General features: G+C 72.0%; 15 protein-coding genes and 2 pseudogenes. 5 read left to right on the plus strand and 12 right to left on the minus strand.

What is annotated here, in order from left to right; all coding sequences use genetic code 11:
• Positions 1-35 precede the first annotated feature (35 nt).
• A pseudogene (locus ACQP1S_RS27055) lies at positions 36-1,117 on the plus strand (GNAT family N-acetyltransferase).
• Between the two features lie 375 nt (positions 1,118-1,492).
• Here the strand turns inward: ACQP1S_RS27055 and ACQP1S_RS27060 are convergent.
• The 3 genes from ACQP1S_RS27060 to mshB all read right to left on the minus strand — a co-directional run bounded on the left by ACQP1S_RS27060 (position 1,493) and on the right by mshB (position 3,423).
• Entirely contained in the window at positions 1,493-1,957 is a 465-nt protein-coding gene (locus tag ACQP1S_RS27060) for a hypothetical protein (protein ID WP_432900453.1), read from the minus strand.
• An 81-nt stretch (positions 1,958-2,038) separates the two neighbouring features.
• The gene (locus ACQP1S_RS27065) at positions 2,039-2,482 is read right to left on the minus strand and encodes a hypothetical protein (RefSeq protein ID WP_432908367.1); all 444 of its coding nucleotides are present in this window, start codon (positions 2,480-2,482) and stop codon (positions 2,039-2,041) included.
• A 17-nt stretch (positions 2,483-2,499) separates the two neighbouring features.
• Positions 2,500-3,423: an N-acetyl-1-D-myo-inositol-2-amino-2-deoxy-alpha-D-glucopyranoside deacetylase gene (gene mshB, locus ACQP1S_RS27070; RefSeq protein ID WP_432900455.1), complete on the minus strand. Its 924-nt coding sequence runs from the start codon at positions 3,421-3,423 to the stop codon at positions 2,500-2,502.
• Between the two features lie 86 nt (positions 3,424-3,509).
• On the opposite strand from mshB, the gene ACQP1S_RS27075 reads away from it, so the two are divergent.
• On the plus strand, positions 3,510-5,654 hold the full coding sequence (locus ACQP1S_RS27075) for a prolyl oligopeptidase family serine peptidase (RefSeq protein WP_432900457.1): 2,145 nt from the start codon (positions 3,510-3,512) through the stop codon (positions 5,652-5,654).
• A gap of 161 nt (positions 5,655-5,815) precedes the next feature.
• Here the strand turns inward: ACQP1S_RS27075 and ACQP1S_RS27080 are convergent, their stop codons facing one another.
• Positions 5,816-6,133 carry a hypothetical protein gene (locus tag ACQP1S_RS27080; protein WP_432900459.1) on the minus strand — a complete coding sequence of 106 codons (318 nt, stop codon included), beginning with the start codon at positions 6,131-6,133 and terminating at the stop codon, positions 5,816-5,818.
• 149 nt (positions 6,134-6,282) lie between these two features.
• Here ACQP1S_RS27080 and ACQP1S_RS27085 point away from each other — a divergent pair, with 149 nt between their 5' ends.
• Complete coding sequence (locus ACQP1S_RS27085) at positions 6,283-6,717, plus strand: DUF5980 family protein (RefSeq protein ID WP_432900461.1); 435 nt, start codon at positions 6,283-6,285, stop codon at positions 6,715-6,717.
• Positions 6,718-6,885: 168 nt separating this feature from the next.
• On the opposite strand, the gene ACQP1S_RS27090 is transcribed toward ACQP1S_RS27085, so the two are convergent.
• From ACQP1S_RS27090 to ACQP1S_RS27100, 3 genes are all read right to left on the minus strand, one after another.
• Positions 6,886-8,076, minus strand: a complete 1,191-nt coding sequence (locus ACQP1S_RS27090; RefSeq protein ID WP_432900463.1) for a helix-turn-helix domain-containing protein — start codon at positions 8,074-8,076, stop codon at positions 6,886-6,888.
• Positions 8,066-8,233, minus strand: coding sequence for a hypothetical protein (locus ACQP1S_RS27095; RefSeq protein ID WP_432900465.1), 168 nt, complete (start codon positions 8,231-8,233; stop codon positions 8,066-8,068). The genes ACQP1S_RS27090 and ACQP1S_RS27095 overlap by 11 nt, the downstream gene beginning before the upstream one ends.
• A 190-nt stretch (positions 8,234-8,423) precedes the next feature.
• The gene (locus ACQP1S_RS27100) at positions 8,424-9,662 is read right to left on the minus strand and encodes a helix-turn-helix domain-containing protein (RefSeq protein ID WP_432908370.1); all 1,239 of its coding nucleotides are present in this window, start codon (positions 9,660-9,662) and stop codon (positions 8,424-8,426) included.
• Between the two features lie 242 nt (positions 9,663-9,904).
• Here ACQP1S_RS27100 and ACQP1S_RS27105 point away from each other — a divergent pair.
• Both ACQP1S_RS27105 and ACQP1S_RS27110 read left to right on the plus strand, forming a co-directional pair.
• Positions 9,905-10,371, plus strand: a pseudogene (locus tag ACQP1S_RS27105) (XRE family transcriptional regulator); the annotation flags it as partial.
• 434 nt (positions 10,372-10,805) lie between these two features.
• Positions 10,806-11,174 (plus strand): peptidase inhibitor family I36 protein, encoded by a 369-nt coding sequence (locus ACQP1S_RS27110; RefSeq protein ID WP_432900467.1) that lies wholly within the window; start codon positions 10,806-10,808, stop codon positions 11,172-11,174.
• Positions 11,175-11,265: 91 nt separating this feature from the next.
• Here the strand turns inward: ACQP1S_RS27110 and ACQP1S_RS27115 are convergent, their stop codons facing one another.
• From ACQP1S_RS27115 to ACQP1S_RS27135, 5 genes are all read right to left on the minus strand, one after another.
• The gene (locus ACQP1S_RS27115; RefSeq protein ID WP_432908373.1) at positions 11,266-11,511 is read right to left on the minus strand and encodes a type II toxin-antitoxin system RelE family toxin; all 246 of its coding nucleotides are present in this window, start codon (positions 11,509-11,511) and stop codon (positions 11,266-11,268) included.
• A gap of 7 nt (positions 11,512-11,518) precedes the next feature.
• A complete protein-coding gene (locus ACQP1S_RS27120) occupies positions 11,519-13,261 on the minus strand; it encodes an ABC transporter substrate-binding protein (protein WP_432900469.1) in 1,743 nt (580 codons plus the stop codon).
• Positions 13,262-13,417: 156 nt separating this feature from the next.
• Complete coding sequence (locus ACQP1S_RS27125; protein ID WP_432900471.1) at positions 13,418-14,404, minus strand: ABC transporter permease; 987 nt, start codon at positions 14,402-14,404, stop codon at positions 13,418-13,420.
• Positions 14,405-14,416: 12 nt separating this feature from the next.
• Positions 14,417-15,439: an ABC transporter permease gene (locus ACQP1S_RS27130; protein WP_091241539.1), complete on the minus strand. Its 1,023-nt coding sequence runs from the start codon at positions 15,437-15,439 to the stop codon at positions 14,417-14,419.
• On the minus strand, positions 15,436-16,536 hold the full coding sequence (locus tag ACQP1S_RS27135; RefSeq protein ID WP_432908376.1) for an ABC transporter ATP-binding protein: 1,101 nt from the start codon (positions 16,534-16,536) through the stop codon (positions 15,436-15,438). Before ACQP1S_RS27135 ends, ACQP1S_RS27130 begins: the two co-directional genes overlap by 4 nt.
• Positions 16,537-16,573: the final 37 nt, after the last annotated feature.

A 16,573-nucleotide genomic window follows, 5' to 3' on the forward strand; every position in this document is an offset into this window, starting at 1 on the left:
CGGGGAGGAGGTCGATCGTGCTCCGACAGCAGGATGTGGGACACCGGATCGTGGTTCGCCGCATTGTGGGGATTCGCGAGGGCCGGCCCCTCTTTTCGGACGCCCTCGGCGAGCTGGTCGAGCTGAGCGAGACCCATCTCACCATCGCCACCGCCCAGGGCCGGGTCCGGGTGCCGGTGGCCGAGGTGCACCGGGCCAAGCGGGTGCCCCCCACCCGCCGGCCCACCGCCTCCGCCGTGGTCGAACTGGAACTCGCCGCCGACGAGGCGTGGCCCGCGCCGGTCCGCGGTCGGCTCGGCGACTGGCTGCTGCGTTCCGCCGACGGCTGGACCGGACGGGCCAACTCGGCGCTGCCGGTCGGCGACCCGGACCGCCCGCTGCCGGCAGCCGTGGACGCGATCGAACGCTGGTACGCCGGACGCGGTCAACCCGCCATGGTCAACACGCCGCTGCCGCTGGCCGTGCCGGTCGGCGCCGAACTGGACGCCCGGGGCTGGACCGCCCGGCCGCTCACCCTGGTCCAGACCGTTCCGCTGACCACCCTGCGAGCGGCGGCGTCGCCCCCCGGGCCGGCGGACCGAGCCCCCGGCCGGGCCGGGCCGGTTCAGCCGGCGACCCGCCGCCCGAGATCCATGATGCGGGCCGACACGGCCCGACCGGCCGTCCGGCTGCCCAGACGCACGACGCGGGCCGACACGGCCCGGCCGGCGGTCCGGCGGTCGTCCTCGCCGTCGCACCGTCCGAGGAGTGGCTCGCGGTCGCCGCCGGCCGCAAGGGCGGCCTGCCGGACTCCGCCCGACACATCCTGACCGCCGTGTCCCAGGTCCGCTTCGCCCAGGTGTACGCCGACGGCGTGCTGGTGGCGGCGGGTCGGGGCACGGTCACCGGGCAGGGCCGCTGGCTGGGGCTCAGCCTGATCGAGGTGGCCCCGCCGGCACGCCGGCAGGGCCTGGCCGCCCGGGTTATCCGGGCGCTGGCCGACTGGGGCGCGGCCGAGGGCGCGACGCACGCCTTCCTCCAGGTGGAGCAGCGCAACACCGAGGCGGTGTCGCTCTACCGCAAGCTCGGCTTCACCACCCACCACACCTACCTGACCCGTGTCGCCCCTCCCACCTGACCCACCTGACCCACCCCACGACCTGGCCCGGCCCGACCCGGCCCGGTCGCCTTGATCGACTCTTGTGGGCCGATGTTGCGGTATCCCACCGGTCCGGATACCGCTATGTGCGCCCCCATGAGTTGATCAAGCCCCGACGCGGCGGGACGGGGCGGTGGCGGGCGAGCGCGCGGGCCAGGCAGGCCAGGCCAGGCGGGCAGGGCAGGCCAGGCCAGGCGGGCAGGCCAGGCGGGCAGGCCAGGCCAGGCCAGGCCAGGCGGGCAGGCCAGGCGGGCAGGCCAGGCGGGCAGGCCAGGCCAGGCGGGCAGGCCAGGCCAGGCGGGCAGGCCGGACGGGCGGGCCAGGTAGGCCAGGTAGGCGGGTGGGTGGGTCGGGTCAGCGGCGGACGACCCGGCGGGGCTTGCCCACGTTGCGCTCCGCGTACCGCTGGAGCTGTCGGGAACGGTGGTCGCGGCCGAGGGCGATGAGCACCAGATAGCCGATCGCCACGCCGGCTGCCGCGGCGGCGAGGTAGAGCCAGATCTGGGCGAAGAAGAGCCCCACGCCCCCGCCGAACGGGTTGTTGCCGACCAGCAACGGGCCGACGAGCACGGTCAGCAGCAGCGCCACGGTCACCGCGGCAGCCACGTCGGTCCCCCACCGGGCGGCCGGCACGACCCGGCCCCAGGCGAAGACCACCCCGGCCAGGACCAGCCCGACCACGATGAACATGCCCAGCGAGACCCGGTCGGCGGCCGTGTCGTTCCCGTCGAAGCCGAGCTTGATGATCACCCGGGCCACCGCGTTGACCGCGAACAGGGCCACCGCGAGTACGCCGACAGCCCGCCACCGATCTCTCATCACATGCCTCCTGCGGTACCGCCCGCCGCGTCGACGGGTCTCCTGGCAGGAATATCTACCACCGTCGGCGGTGCGTCGTCATCACCCGTCGTGGCGGTGTGGCTGCGGGCTGAGCATCTGCCGGAACGCCATCACCGCGAAGGTCATCGCCCCAGCGGTGATCATCGCCAGCCCGACCCAGTTGTCCCCGGCGACCAGCAGGTCACCTTCGGCGGTACGGACCGCCGCCACCGCCATCAGCACGAACCACGGCAGCGCCGGCAGCGCCACCGCCCACTTCCGGCCGACCGTGGCGTACGCGAACCAGCTCACCGCGATCGCCCCCAGGATGGTGACCGCCACCGACACGCCGATCAACTGCCCGCCGGCCCGGACGGTGGACAGCAGCAGGCCGATCAGGGCGGTGAGCACCCCACCGGCCACGGCGACCAGCCCACCGACCACCCGCAGCACGACGTCGAACAGGCGTGCCGTCCGACTGGGTGGCGGTGGGACGGCGGCGACCTCCTCCTCGACGACCGGCATCGGCGTGGCGGGCAGGGTCACCGGGGTCCGGCCATCGCCGCGGCGACCCGGGTCGGTGCGGCGGTGTCGATCCCGGCGAAGAGGTCGTCCTCCCAGCCGTACCGGCCGGTGCCGGGGCCCTTCTCCCCCACCGCCAGGGTGAAGTACTCCACCCCCATGAACTCGGCGCCGAAGTTGCCGGCGATCGCGTACAACCAGGAGTTGGCCGGGATCTGGGTGCCGTGCGCCCGCATCGCCGCCTCCTTGGCGGCGTGCTGCTCGGTGGCGTCGATCCGGGCGGCGATCTGGTCGTCCGGGGTGCCGAAGGGCAGGTCGTCGACGCTCTCGATGCCCGCGAACGGGTTGTCCGACGACTCGGTGAAGTGGCTCATGCCGGCGTCCAGGACGCTGCGCGGCAGCGCCGTCCAGTAGACCTTGTCCGGGGCGATGCCCTCCGCGTCGGCCAGTTCGTGGGCCCGCATCGTCACCCGGTGTGCCTGGATGTGGTCCGGGTGCCCGTAGAAGCCGTTCGGGTCGTACGTGACGACGACCTGTGGGCGGACCTCCCGGATGACCTCCAGCAGCTGACCGGCCGCCTCGTCGAGGTCGGCCGCCCAGAACGCCCGGGGGTGCTCGTTGGTGGCCATCCCCATCATGCCCGAGTCCCGGTAGCGGCCCGCGCCGCCGAGGAACCGGTGGTCGGTGACGCCGAGCGCGGCGCAGGCGGCGGCCAGTTCGCCGATCCGGAAGCCGCCGAGCTGGTCGGCCTCGGCGGCGGCGAGCTGCGCCAGCTCCGGCAGGTGGATCTCGCCTTCCTCGCCGAGGGTGCAGGTCACCAGCGTGACGTGGGCGCCGTCGGCGGCGTAGTGCGCCATCGTCGACCCGGTGCCGATGGACTCGTCGTCGGGGTGCGCGTGGACCAGTAGGAGGCGTCGGTCGGGCAGCGTCGTCACGACCGTCACTCTAACCGGCGGTCCGTCCGCGCCGGGGCGTACGCGTCCACGCAGGTCGGCCACATCACGCCCGGCACCGCTCTACGATCCGGGTTGTGGACTTTCCCGAGCTGGCCGCCCGTACCCGTCGGTTCAGCCATGGGGCGCCGCGTGCCGTGTCCGTGACCGACGACGGTTCCCGGGTGGTCTTTCTCCGCTCGGGTGGCCCGCAGGACCCGGCCGACGCGCTCTGGGCGTTGGAGACCGCCTCCGCCGAGGAACGCCTGATCGCCGACCCGGCCGTGCTGCTCGGCGACGACGCCGATCCGGTGGTGTTGGCCCCGGGTGAGCGGGCGCTGCGCGAACGACGCCGGCTCAGCACCGCCGGCATCGGCTCATACGCCCTGGACGGGGCGGGCCGGGTGGCGGTGTTCGCGCTGGCGGGTCGGCTGTTCCGGGCCGACCTGGTGCACGGCGACGTGATCGAGGTGACCACCGTCGGCCCGGTGATCGACCCGCGCCCCGACCCGACCGGTCAGCGGGTGGCCTACGTCACCGACACCGCCGACGGGGTACGCCGGGGCGAGTTGCGGGTGGTCGCCCCGGACGGCACCGACACCGTGCTGGCCGGCGAGGACGGCGGGGTGACCTGGGGTCTCGCCGAGCATGTCGCGGCGGAGGAGTTCGGCCGGTTCCGGGGCTACTGGTGGGCCCCGGACGGGCGGATGGTGCTCGCCGCCCGGGTCGACGATTCCCGGCTGCCCCGCTGGCACCTGCACGACCCGGCGGACCCGGCGACCCCGCCGACCACCGTCGCGTACCCCCGGGCGGGTGGGCCGAACGCGGAGGTCAGCCTGCACCTGCTCGACCTGGACGACGGCTGGGTGGACGTGCACTGGGACCGGGAGACCTACCCGTACCTGGCGTCGGTCGACTGGGCCGACGGCAACCCGCTGATCACCGTGCTGCGCCGGTCGCAGCAGCACGGCCTGGTGCTGGCGGTGGACCCGCGTACCGGCGAGACCCAGGTGCACGCCGAGTTGGCCGACCCGCGCTGGGTGGAGCCGATCCCGGGCACCCCGGCGCACCTGCCGGACGGCCGGGTGCTGGTCGGCGGCGAGCTGGCCCACGACGGGTACGACGCCCGCTGCCTGTTCGCCGACGGCACCCTGCTCACCCCACCCTCGCTGTACGTGCGGCGGGTGGTGGGCCGGCTGCCCACCGGTCCCGGGCCGGCCGACCTGCTGGTGGAGGCGAGCGAGGGCGAACCGAGCCAACGGCACCTCTACCGGGTCCGTACCGTGATCGGTGGTGGGGTGGACGCCCGCCGGATGAGCAGCGCCCCGGGCTGGCACACGGCGGCGGTCGGCGGGGACACCCTGGTGGTCGGCACCGCCTCGCTGGACGAGGCCGGGACGAGCTGGTCGGTGTGGCGCGGCGACCGGGAGGTGGCCCGGCTGCGGTCGCTGGCGGCGACGCCGTCGTCGGCGCCCCGGCCGATGCTGGTCCGGGTGACCGACCGCCGGTTACCGTCGGCGGTGCTGTACCCGACCGAGCACGTCAAGGGCACCCGGCTGCCGGTGCTGCTGGACATCTACGGCGGCCCCGGCCACCAGGAGGTGGTGGCCGCCCGGTCGGCCTGGCTGGAACGGCAGTGGTGGGCCGACTGCGGGTTCGCCGTGGTCACCATCGACAACCGGGGTACGCCGGGCATCGCGCCCTCGTTCGAGAAGGCGATCCACCGGCGGGTGGCCGACGTGATCCTGACCGACCAGGTGGACGCGCTGACCGCGCTCGCCGGCAAACACCCCGACCTGGACCTGGACCGGGTGGCGATCCGGGGCTGGTCGTTCGGCGGCTGGCTGGCCGGCCTGGCGGTGCTGCGCCACCCGGAGCTGTTCCGGTGCGGCATCGCCGGCGCCCCGGTCACCGACTGGGCGTTGTACGACACCGCCTACACCGAGCGTTACCTGGGCCTGCCCGACGACGGCATCGACGTGTACGGCCACCACTCGCTGGTGGAGCTGGCGGCGGAGCCGCTCTATCCCGGGGAGCCGACCCGCCCGCTGCTGCTGGTGCACGGGATGGTCGACGACAACGTGGTGGCCGCGCACACCCTGCGGCTGTCGGCGGCGCTGCTGTCGACCGGCCGGCCACACGCGGTGCTGCCGTTACCCGGGGCCACCCACATGGCGGCCGGGGGGCTGTCCGAACGCCTGCTCCGCCTGGAACTCGACTTTCTCCGTACCCACCTGGGTTGAGCCGTGGCGGCCTGCGGGCCGGCGCGGGCCTGCCGGGAGCTGCGGGCCTGCCGGCCGGCGCGGTCGGGCCGGGAGCCGCGGGCCTGCCGGTCGACGCCTCGGGCCGGTCGGCGCGGGACTGCCGGTCGTTTGCGCCGGGCCGGTCGGCGCGGGTGGCCGGCTCACCGCCCGGCGGGGCGGCGGGCCACCAGGGTGAACGCGTTCGGCAGGCGACCACGGAAGGCCGCCGCGTCGATGTCACCCATCCGCCAGAACGGCTCCGCGTACTCGTCGAGCTGCCGGATCTCCAGGCCCGCACCGACCACGGCGGTGACGATCCGCCCGAGCGTCCATTGCCACATGACGGCCCCGTGCGCCGGGAAGCTGTCGTCGTCGCAGACGAACGAGCGGCCGAAGTAGCTGCGGTCGGGGCGGATGCGTGGCTCATCCAGATCCCAGACCCCTCGTGCTGACCTGGCCCCGCCCCTGGTCCACGCCACGTGGGCCCCGTGCGAGGTGTACCGGCCAGGTCTTCCGGGGCGGACCGGCGAGCTGCGGCGGTCGACTGTCCGACCGTCTTCTCAGAGACCTCTGAAATCGACCTGCCAGTGTGGCCGGTGACTGAATAGTGCCGGAGAGTAAGGAGTCGATGGTGAAGTTCTCCCGTACCGCCCGACGGGTCACCGCCCCCGTACTGGCGACGATGCTGCTCGCCCTCGTCGGCGGCACGCCGGTATCGGCAGCGCCGGCCACCGGCACCACCTCGGCCTGGACCCTCGTCGACCTGCCGCAACGGATCTGCGCCACCCCCGACGACCCCCGCGCCCTGTACTACTTCGTCGTCCTCGACGGAACGTGGTCGACGACGATCACCGCCAGCTACACCGGGATGCCCGCCGGCACCGAGGTGTACAGCCCGCAGAGCACCCCGCCCGGGTCCGGGGACGGCCACGTCGTGCAGATCCTGGCCGCGTTCCGGCTGCACGGTGCCCCGCTCGGCCACTACGTCCCCCAACTCCGGGCCACGGACGGCACCGTCACGCAGAGCGTCCCGGTCACCCTCGACATCCGGTCGTCCTGCTGAGGTCGGGACGGGTTCTCGATCGACACGCCCGGCTTGATCGACTCAATGTCGCCGAATTAGCGGTGTCCCGTCGCTCGGACACCGCAACATCGGCCCCACGGAGTGGATCAAGCCGGCCGGGCGCCCCCGGTCAGTGGTGTTCCACCCGGCGGGCAGGGACGGCCGTCGTCAAAGCAGCCCCAGGCTGACGGCGAGCGGGGTGATCGTGGCGGGAGCGTCCGGGTCGCGGGCGAGCCGGGCGACCACCTCCCGTACCGCCGGGCGGTGCCGGACCTCGGCGGGCGCGATGCTGTCGGCGCGGATCAGCACCCGGGCCGCGCTCACCGGATCGCCGGCCAGCAGGTACCCGCGCGCCGCGTCGACCAGGTGCGCCGCGCGGTGTTCGATCGGCAGCCACCGCCAGCCGTCCCGCCCGATCACCTCCTCGTGCCGGGCGACCGCCTGCGGGCCGTCGCCCAACTCCACGGCGGCGGTGACCCGCCCCGCCTCGACTGCTGCCGGCCCGAACCCGGTCCGGTGGTGGTCGTGACCGTCGCCCACCCGGGCAGCCATCTCGGTGGCCTCGTCCAACAGGTCACCGGCCACCTGATCGTCACCCGCCCGCGCCGCGATCAGCGCGGCCTGCACCAGCAACGACCCGCACAGCGACCACTCCTGCGGCGTACCACCGTCGGGATCGGTCGGGGCGATCTGGTACGCGACGGCCAGCATCACCGACCGTGCCCGCGCCGCCGCCCGCAACACCTGACCGAGCTGCACCGCCGCGCCCGCCAGGAACACCCGGTCACCGACGGCGGCAGACATCGCCCGATCAGCGGCCAGCCAGGCAAGACTCCCCTCGTCCAGCTTCACCAGCAGCGCCGCCGTCACCCGGTACGCCTGCACCACCGCCGCCCGGCCCACCTCCGGGTCCCGCACATGGGCACGATGCACCTCGGTCAACAACCCCGGCAACAGCTCCACCAGGCGCGGATACCGGGCCTGCTGGTACGTCGTCCACGCATGCCCCACGTCCCGAGCCAACCGATCCGCCGACATCACCTCCCGGCCCGCCGCCGCCCGACCAAGAACCATCTCGTACGTCGACAGCGCCGCGCTGATCCGGGCGACGCCCGCGTCGCGCTCGGCCACTTCGGCGGGTCGGACGTCCCGACCGAGCAGTGTCGCGGTGTCCACCCGCAGCGCCGCCGCGACGTCCCGGATGGTCGACATCCGTTCCAGGGGGCGGACTCCACGCTCGACCTTGTCCACCCAGCTCTTCGACTTGCCCAACCGGTCGGCGAACGACTGCTGCGACAGCTTCCGTCGCACCCGCAGGTACGCCACCCGCCGGCCGATCGGCAGCGAGTCACCGCCCACCACGCCACCGCCGATCCGGCACCGCCCGGGTCGTCTCCTCCACCGGTATCCGCTCCGCCTCGGCCTGCGCCAGAATCCGCTGCCGCGCCGCCTCCCGTTCGGCGGCGTCGGCCTGCTCACCCTTGCTGGGCTTACCGGCGTTGTCCTGACTGCTCATCCCCACCTCCGCAGGCAGGGTGCGACGGCCGTACAGACCAAGCACCACTACCGCCACACCCGGGCCATGGGCAGGCGACGGCCTCGCTCGGTGGAGCTGATTGCGCTGCGCCTACCCCTCGCTCACAGCATCGGGTGAACAGACGGTGACAGAAAGCTGACTGGTGTCCGCTGGTCGCGTGTGCTGTCCGCTATCGAGCAGGTCGATGTGCCTCGTACGCCTCGCGGAACGCTGCCGCTTCCGCTGTCCCGGTCAGCTCGACCCGGCGAAGCACCTCCCGCGCCCGCCACCAGTTCGACGGCACCACCCGGCCCGATCGGACCGCATCAGTCGCGACGACACTGGCTTCCTCCGGTTGATCGGCGGTCAGTAGTGCCATGGCGAGATCCAGCCGGGCGGAGGCGGAACGCCGGGGCCGGTCCCCGCCATCGCCACGCGGATCCAACTCGGCCAATGCGGTCCGGGCGAGCTGCTCGGCGGCGGGGTCGCCCGCCCATGACAGCGTCGTCGCCGTGTACGCCAACGCCTTTGTCGGGTCGTACCGGTAGTGGTGCTCGGCCCGCTCCGGCACCGGCAGGTTCGCCGTCAACCGCTCCAGACGATCCAGGGCCGCCCGCGTCCGTCGCACGTCAGCCAGCCGTGCCCATATCCGCGCTTCCTGGGCGGTCGCCTGGATGTGCGCCGAACTTCCCCGAGGGGCCGCCCGCTGCGCCTGTTGCGCGAGGTCCAGAGCCCGTCGGTAGTCGCCCCGGGTCAACCATTCCCATGCCTGCGTTTCCAGGCACCAGGCGTGGATCTCCGGATGCCCGCCATGATCGGCAAGCGCCATGGCGGTGCTCAGATGAGCGCCGGCCGCAGACCGTTGCCGCAGATCGATGTGCACCGTGGCCCGCAACACCGCCAGCCAGCCACCCGCGACCACGAGCCGCCGACGCTGCGCCAACGTCCCCCGACCGTCGAGCAGCCGGCCCACGTGGGCCAACTGTCGCCGCACCATCGGCAGCAGATCAACCGGCCGGGTCGTCGCGTACGCGCTCGCCAGGTCGTCCACGCCTGCCTCGATCCGCGCGAGCGTTTCGGCGCTCACGTCGCTGGCACGCACCCGGGCCAACAGTTCGACGGCCTCGGCGTCGTGGTCGACGGGCGCTTCCACCAGCCGGGCGAGTGTCCCGCCGGCTTGCAGCACGGCATCGAGGTGCCGGGCCGTTTCGGGGGTGGGAGCCTTCGCGCCGGTCTCCAGATCGTGCAGGTGGCTCTTGCCCCGGTGGGCGAGCTGGCCGAGGGCACGCAGGGACAGGCCGCGTTCGGTCCGAAACGCACGCAGTTGAGCACCGAAACGCGGATCGACCTGCGGCACGGTGATGCCCCCAACCTCCGGCCAGGACCAACCCGGATCTCGACCCCTTACTACGCACAGTACATTGAGCATCACCGTCGCAACATCAGCCGCCGTCTACCCGATGAGGTCGCAATGTCGCCGGATGCCGGAGCCAAGACAACTACCGAACCGTCGCGACCGAGGCGACACCACGGCGACATCGGCGCCAGCGTGGCGCGCACGACCGCCCCGAACACGGCCTTACAGGCTGTCCGTACCGGGTGCGCATGAAGCGGGACGACATCGCCGAGATGCCCGATGGCCACATCGTCGACGAGCAACACGGCGACGACGGCCTCGCCTCGCCCATGTCCGACCCGGCCACCCCGACGCCCAAACCAGCGGCCGTACACGGCTCCCACGAGGGAGTGTGGCTGAGCCGCTATCAATACCACTCCAGCAGCCGGGGCGAGTCCTTCGCCGGGCAGCACTTCGTGGTCGTGCTCCAGCACGGCGACCGGTTGACCGTGCGCAGCCTGCCCGGCTCGGCGGCATCGTCGCTGTCGCTGGATCTCAGCGTGGACGGTGCCGTCGTCACCGGACCTGGGTGGAGCAGACCGACCCCGCCGGCCACTACCGGGGAGCCCGCTACCACGGCGCGATCCAGTTGATGGTGGAACCGACCGGTCGCCGGATGGCCGGGAAGTGGGTCGGGTTCGGTAAGGACATGGACGTCAACACCGGCCCGTGGGAGTTGACCTTCCAGGACGCCTCGACATCCAAGGCGACGCTCGACCGGTACAACACGCCGCCCGCGTAGAGCGGCTCGACCCGCCCGCCCGCTGGCCGCCCAATCTGCCAGCCAGCCGGCGCAGGACTGCTGTTGCGGTTTCCACAGATTTGTCTGCCAACGAACGATCGGCAGGGAATCGACGCTCATCACACCATCACCGGCCCGTCAGAGCCTACTACTACGGAGAGTGTACCGAGCGGACACGCCAGCGTAACGGCCGGACGATTACTGGTGATGTGTCGCGCTCACGCGCTGCGCTGGTACCACAAACTTCGATGCGGATTCCGCCGGTCAATATCGGCGATCAACGCCAGGTCATTGCAGTTGCATGCCTTCCGAGTACCAAACGAATGCCGCAGAACTGGCCGCAGGTCGCCGTCGCCGGACTGTTCTGCCAAACCCGACCCTGATAGTGTCCGATTGACGGGTACACAAGTCCCACCACGCTCAAGAGGAGTCCTATGCGAATCAAGAGCCTGCTCGTCTCCGCAGCGATCGGGGCGGCGATGGTCGTTACCGCGGCATCACCCGCATTCGCCGCGACGGGGTACAACCGCTGCCCGGACTTCAAGATGTGCGTGTTCACCGGCACGAATGGGTCGGGTGCCATTGCGTATTTCTCGACCGGTGACGGCAACCTGGGGGACAGCTCGGGTCCGACCGGGATGAACAACAACATCGAGAGCATCTGGAATCGAAGCGGACACACCTGGGAACTCTTCGACGGCATCGGATTCTCCGGGACCAGGTGGGAGTCCGATCCCTACGTCGGCCACAACAACGTGATTGCCGCCGCGGCCAACAAGGTGTCCTCACTGCGTGACACCTGAGCCGCGCCAGAATGCGGCATCGCCGCATCCGGGTGCACTCGACGGTCGGCCGCGTGCCACAGGAACGGCCCCCACGGGGGCCGTTCCGTCGTCAGAGGGTGTCGCAGACGTCGCTGCGGTGGCCGAGGTGGACCACGGGGACGATCAACTCCTGCTCACGGACGGTGTAGACGATCCGATGGTTGCCGACGCGGATGCGGAGCAGCCCGGGGTGGCCGGCGAGCGCCCTGACCTCGGCTGGGCGCGGCCTGGGAGGCCAGGGCGGCGTTGGCGGCGACGTGAGAACCGGTGGGCTCGCTCCCCGCCAGGACCGGGAGCGAGCCCTCGTCCGGCTCAGTACGGGGTCACCGCCTGACGTGGGCGTTGACGAAGGAGGGGTAGCCGAAGACGCTGGAGATGAAGACCCCGCCGGCCTTGGACCCGTGCACCGTGTAGGCCACGTCCACGAAGAGCGGCACCACCGGGGCGTACTCCTTCATGATCCGCTGGTCGAGCTTGCCCCACTCGGGCCCCTGGTCGGCCGGGGGCATGGCCTGGATCCGGTCGATCTCGGCGCTGACCGCCGGGTCGTTGAAGTACGCCTGGTTGCTGTTGCCCTCGGCCTTGATGGTGCGGCCGTCGTAGAGCACCGGCAGGATCGACGCGCCGCTGGGCCAGTCGGCGGCCCAGTTGCCGATGTAGAGGTCCCACGGGTTGTTCTTCTTCTTGATCTCGTCGAGCTTCGCGTCGTCCGGGATGTTCCGCAGAGTGATCTTGAAGCCGGCGCGCTCCAGGTTGCCCTTGAGCTGGGTGCCCATCTGCTGCTCGGTGGTGCTGTCGGCGACACCGAGGACCAGCTCCGGGGTCTTCCCGCCGAGCAGTTCCTTGGCCTTGTCGATGTCGCCGTTGGCGCCGGCCGGATAGGCGTCGTACGCCTGGTAGCCGATGGTGGACGGCGGCATCAGGGTGGTCATCGGCTGGGCGACGGTCTGCCCGCCGAGCGCCTTGACCAGGCCGTCCCGGTCGATGGCGTAGTTGAGCGCCCGCCGGATCGCGAGGTCGGTGACCCGCTGGTTGTTGATCACCAACTGGTTGGCGCTCGGCGTCGGGGACAGGATGCTCCGCGCCTTGAGCGCCTGGTCCTGGGCGACCCGGGCGACCAGCGAGGCGGGCACGTAGTTCCAGGCCAGCGCGCTCTGGTCGGCGCCGTTGTCGGCGATCACCCGGTTGACGGCCGCGTCGGCGGTCGGCCCGAAGGTCCAGACGAACTGGTCCGGGTACTGGTGGCGGACCGGGTCGGTGGCGGCGTCCCAGTGCGGGTTGCGGTCCAGGGTGAGCTGCACGCCGGCCTGGTTCTTGGCGATCTTGTACGGCCCGGAGGAGAACGGCCGCTGGTCCAGGTTGACCCCGGTGTCCTGGTCCGGCCGCAGCGGCGCGGTCGTCGGCAGCGAGACCGCGAACGGCAGGTCACAGCGGGGCTTGGCGAACTCGAACCGCAGCGTCTTGGCGTCCGGTGCGGTCAGCCCCGGCGGCAGCGACGTCTTGTTCTTCGCGAAGTCCCACTTCGTGTCGTACTGCGGGCTGTCGGCCAGCCACTCCTGGAGATAGGTCGGCCCGCCGGTCAGGGCGGGGTCGAAGGAGCGGGCGATGCCGTACGCGATCTCCTTCGCGGTGATCGGGCTGCCGTCCTCGAACTTCACCCCGTCCTTGATGGTGAACTCCCAGACCCGGCAGTCGCTGTTCACGTTGTTGCCGGGGGTCTGCGCCAGGTCGCCGACCAGGACCAGACCACCCTTGCCGTCGTCCTTCCAGGTGGTCAGGTAGCGGGCGAAGAGCGGGTTGGCCATCAGACCGGCGAAGGAGTACGTCCGCTGCGGGTCCAGGTGCGAGATGGGCGTCTCCCGGATGACGGTGAAGGTGCCGCCCTTCACCGCCCCGGCCACCTCGGCGGCGGGGCCCTGCGAGTCCTTCGGGTCGGTGGCAATCACCCCGGTCTGCTGCCGTTCGGTGTCCACGGTGGTGCCCTCGCCGGTGTTCTCCGAGCAGGCCCCCAACGCCACCACCAGGGCGATCGCGCCGCCTACGGCGGCTGCTGCGCGTGGTCGCATCCCTACCTCCTCCACCCCGTCACCGTCGGGCGGTGAACGCCGACGTCGCGAGGATCGTCAAGAAGAAAAACTTCGGACTGTGTAACAGATATCGACAACTCTTGTCGCCCGACGGGCCGGCGTCCGCGGCACCGGACCGACCGGCAGACCGGCGGCTCAGCGCAGCCGTACCCGGGGGTCGATCGCCGCGTACAGCAGGTCCACCAGCACGTTCGCCAGCACCACGAAGACCGCCGCGATCAACACGGTCGCCATGATGGTGGGCAGGTCGCCGGAGCGGACCGCGTCGACCGCCGTCCGCCCCATGCCGTTGAGGCCGAATGTCGTCTCGGTGATCACCGTGCCGCCCAGCGCGCCGCCGACGTCCAGGCCGGCGATGGTCACCACCGGGGTGATCGCCGCGCGCAGCGCGTGCCGGCCGTACACCGTGGGTGGGGAGAGGCCCTTGGCCCGTGCGGTCCGGACGAAGTCCTCCGACAGCGTCTCCAGCATCTGTGCCCGGGACAGCCGGGCATAGATCGCCGAGAACAGGAACGCCAGCGCCAGCCAGGCCAGCACCAGGCCACTGGCCCAGCGCACCGGGTCGTCCCGCAACGGCGTGTAGCCCGGCACCGGCAGCCAGCGCAGCGTGTAGACGAAGACCAGCAGCAGCACCGCCCCCACGAAGTAGAGCTGCAACGACGCCCCGGCCAGCGAGAAGCCGATCGCCGCCCGGTCCAGCCAGGTGCCCCGGCGCAGCGCCGAGACCACGCCCAGGCCGACCCCGAGCAGCAACCAGAGCACCGCCGCCGGGACGACGATGCTCAACGTCACCGGCAGCACCCGGGCGATGGTGTCCGAGACCGCCTCGTTGGACACGTACGACCAGCCCAGGCAGGGCGCGTCGCACCGGCCGCCCTGGGCGCTGCCGAGATCCCGGCCGGTGACGATGCCTTTCATGTAGCCGGCGTACTGGCTGATCAGCGGGTCGCGCAGGCCCAACTCCTGGCGGACCCGTTCCAACCGTTCCGGGTCGCAGTTCTTGGGGCACATGCCGGTGACCGGGTCCCGGGGCAGGGCGAAGAACATCAGGAAGCTGAGCACGCTGACCGCGAAGAGCGTCAACGTCGCCGAGAAGAGCCGCTTGACCAGGAACCGCGCCACCGCCGCACCCTCCTACCGGGACGACTTCGGGTCGAGCGCGTCGCGCAACGCGTCACCGAAGAGGTTGAAGGCGAACACGAGCGCAAAGATCGTGATGCCGGGGAAGAAGACGTACGCCGGGTCGGTCTGGAGGTAGTCCAGGCTGCGGTAGATCATCCGGCCGAAGCTGGGGGTGGCGTCGGTCAGCCCGACCCCGATGAACGACAACGCCGCCTCACTGGTGATGTACGCCGGCACGGCCAGCGAGAAGGACACCAGGATCGGCGCCCAGAGGTTCGGCAGCAGTTGCCGGAACAGCATGTGTCCCAGCCCCGCGCCGCTGGCCCGCGCCGCGTCCACGAACTCCCGTTCGCGCAGCGCGATCACCTGGCCCCGGACCAGCCGGGCGGTGCTCGTCCAGCCGAACAGCGCGAAGATCGCGATCAGCACCCCGATCTGGAACCCGGCCGGCACCTCGTCCCGCTGGCCGTAGAAGCGCAGCGCGAGGGTCGGGATCAACGCCAGCGCGATGATCAGGAACGGCATGGCCAGGGTCAGGTCGGTGACCCAGTTGACCACCGCGTCCAGCCAGCCGCCCAGGTAGCCGGCGACGGTGCCCAGCACGACCCCGATCGCCGCCGTGATCACCGCCGCCGCCACGGCGATGAACAGCGAGGTACGCAGCCCGTGCACCAGCCGGATGAAGATGTCCCGGCCCAGCCCCGGCTCCAGCCCGAACCAGTGCTCCCCGGTCACCCCGCCGGCATACCCGAGCGGCATCCCGAAACCGTCCAGCCGGGACTGGAACTGCTCCCGGGGGCCGATCCCGTACGCCCACTCGATCAGCGGGACGGCGAGCGCCACCAGCACGAAGAAGACCAACATGCCGCCGCTGACCAGGCCGGTCCGGTCGCGCCGCAGCCGGGCCCGGGCGAGCTGGCCGGGCGAGCGCCCGACGAACCGCCCCGCCGTCCCGGGCCGGTCACCACCCGTCCGGGTCTCGGCCTCGGCCTCCGCCTCGGCCAGCGTCGCCGGATCGACCGGGGACACACTCACCTCGCCACCTCCCCGGCGTTCCCGTCCACCCGATCCGCGCCGTCGCCCGGAGGCGCCGCGTCCGCCACGCCCACCACCGCAGCACCGCCCGGTCCGACCGCGTCCGCGCGGGACAGGGTCAGCGGTCCGGTCTCCGGGAAGTGGCAGGCGGTGGCCTGCCGGCCGCCGTCGTGGACCACCAGCGCCGGTTCCTCGCGGGCGCAGACCTCCCGTGCCTTCGGGCACCGGGTCCGGAACCGGCAACCCGACGGCGGGTCCAGCGGCGTCGGCACCTCCCCGGTCAGCCTGATCCGCCCGGCCGGGCCGAGCGTGCCGACGTCCGGGATCGCCGACAGCAGCGCCCGGGTGTACGGGTGCCGGGGGGACCGGTAGATGTCGTCCCGGTCGCCGATCTCCACGATCCGACCGAGGTACATCACCGCCACCCGCTGGCAGAAGTGCCGCACCACGGCCAGGTCGTGGGCGATGAACACGAACGCCAGGCCGAGGTCGCGTTGCAGGTCCCGCAGCAGGTTCACCACCTGCGCCTGGATCGAGACGTCGAGGGCGGAGACCGGCTCGTCGGCGACGATCAGCTTCGGCCGCAGGGCCAGCGCGCGGGCGATCCCGATCCGCTGCCGCTGCCCGCCGGAGAACTCGTGCGGGTAGCGGTTGTAGTGCTCCGGGTTGAGCCCGACCAGCTCCAGCAGCTCCCGTACCCGCTGTTTCACCCCGCCGGGCGGGTCGATCCCGTTGACCTGCAACGGCATCGCCACGATCCGTCCGACGGTGTGCCGGGGATTCAGCGAGGCGTACGGGTCCTGGAAGATGATCTGAAGGTCCTGCCGCAGCGGGCGCAGCGCACGACGGCGGGCGTGGGTGATGTCCCGCCCGGCGAACTCGATCGTCCCGGCGGTCGGCTCCAGCAGGCGTACCAGCATCCGGCCGGTGGTGGTCTTGCCGCAGCCGGACTCCCCGACCAGCCCCAGCGTCTCGCCGGGCCGCACCTCGAAGTCGAGCCCGTCCACCGCCCGGACCAGCCCGGCGGACCGGAAGCCCGTCCGCACCGGGAAGTGCTTGGTCAACCCCCGCACCCGCAACAACGGCTCGCCGCTCACCGGGCCCGCCGTCCGCTCCCAACCGTGGGACTCCGCC

The organism is Micromonospora matsumotoense (assembly GCF_050951065.1).
Lineage (GTDB): Bacteria > Actinomycetota > Actinomycetes > Mycobacteriales > Micromonosporaceae > Micromonospora > Micromonospora matsumotoensis.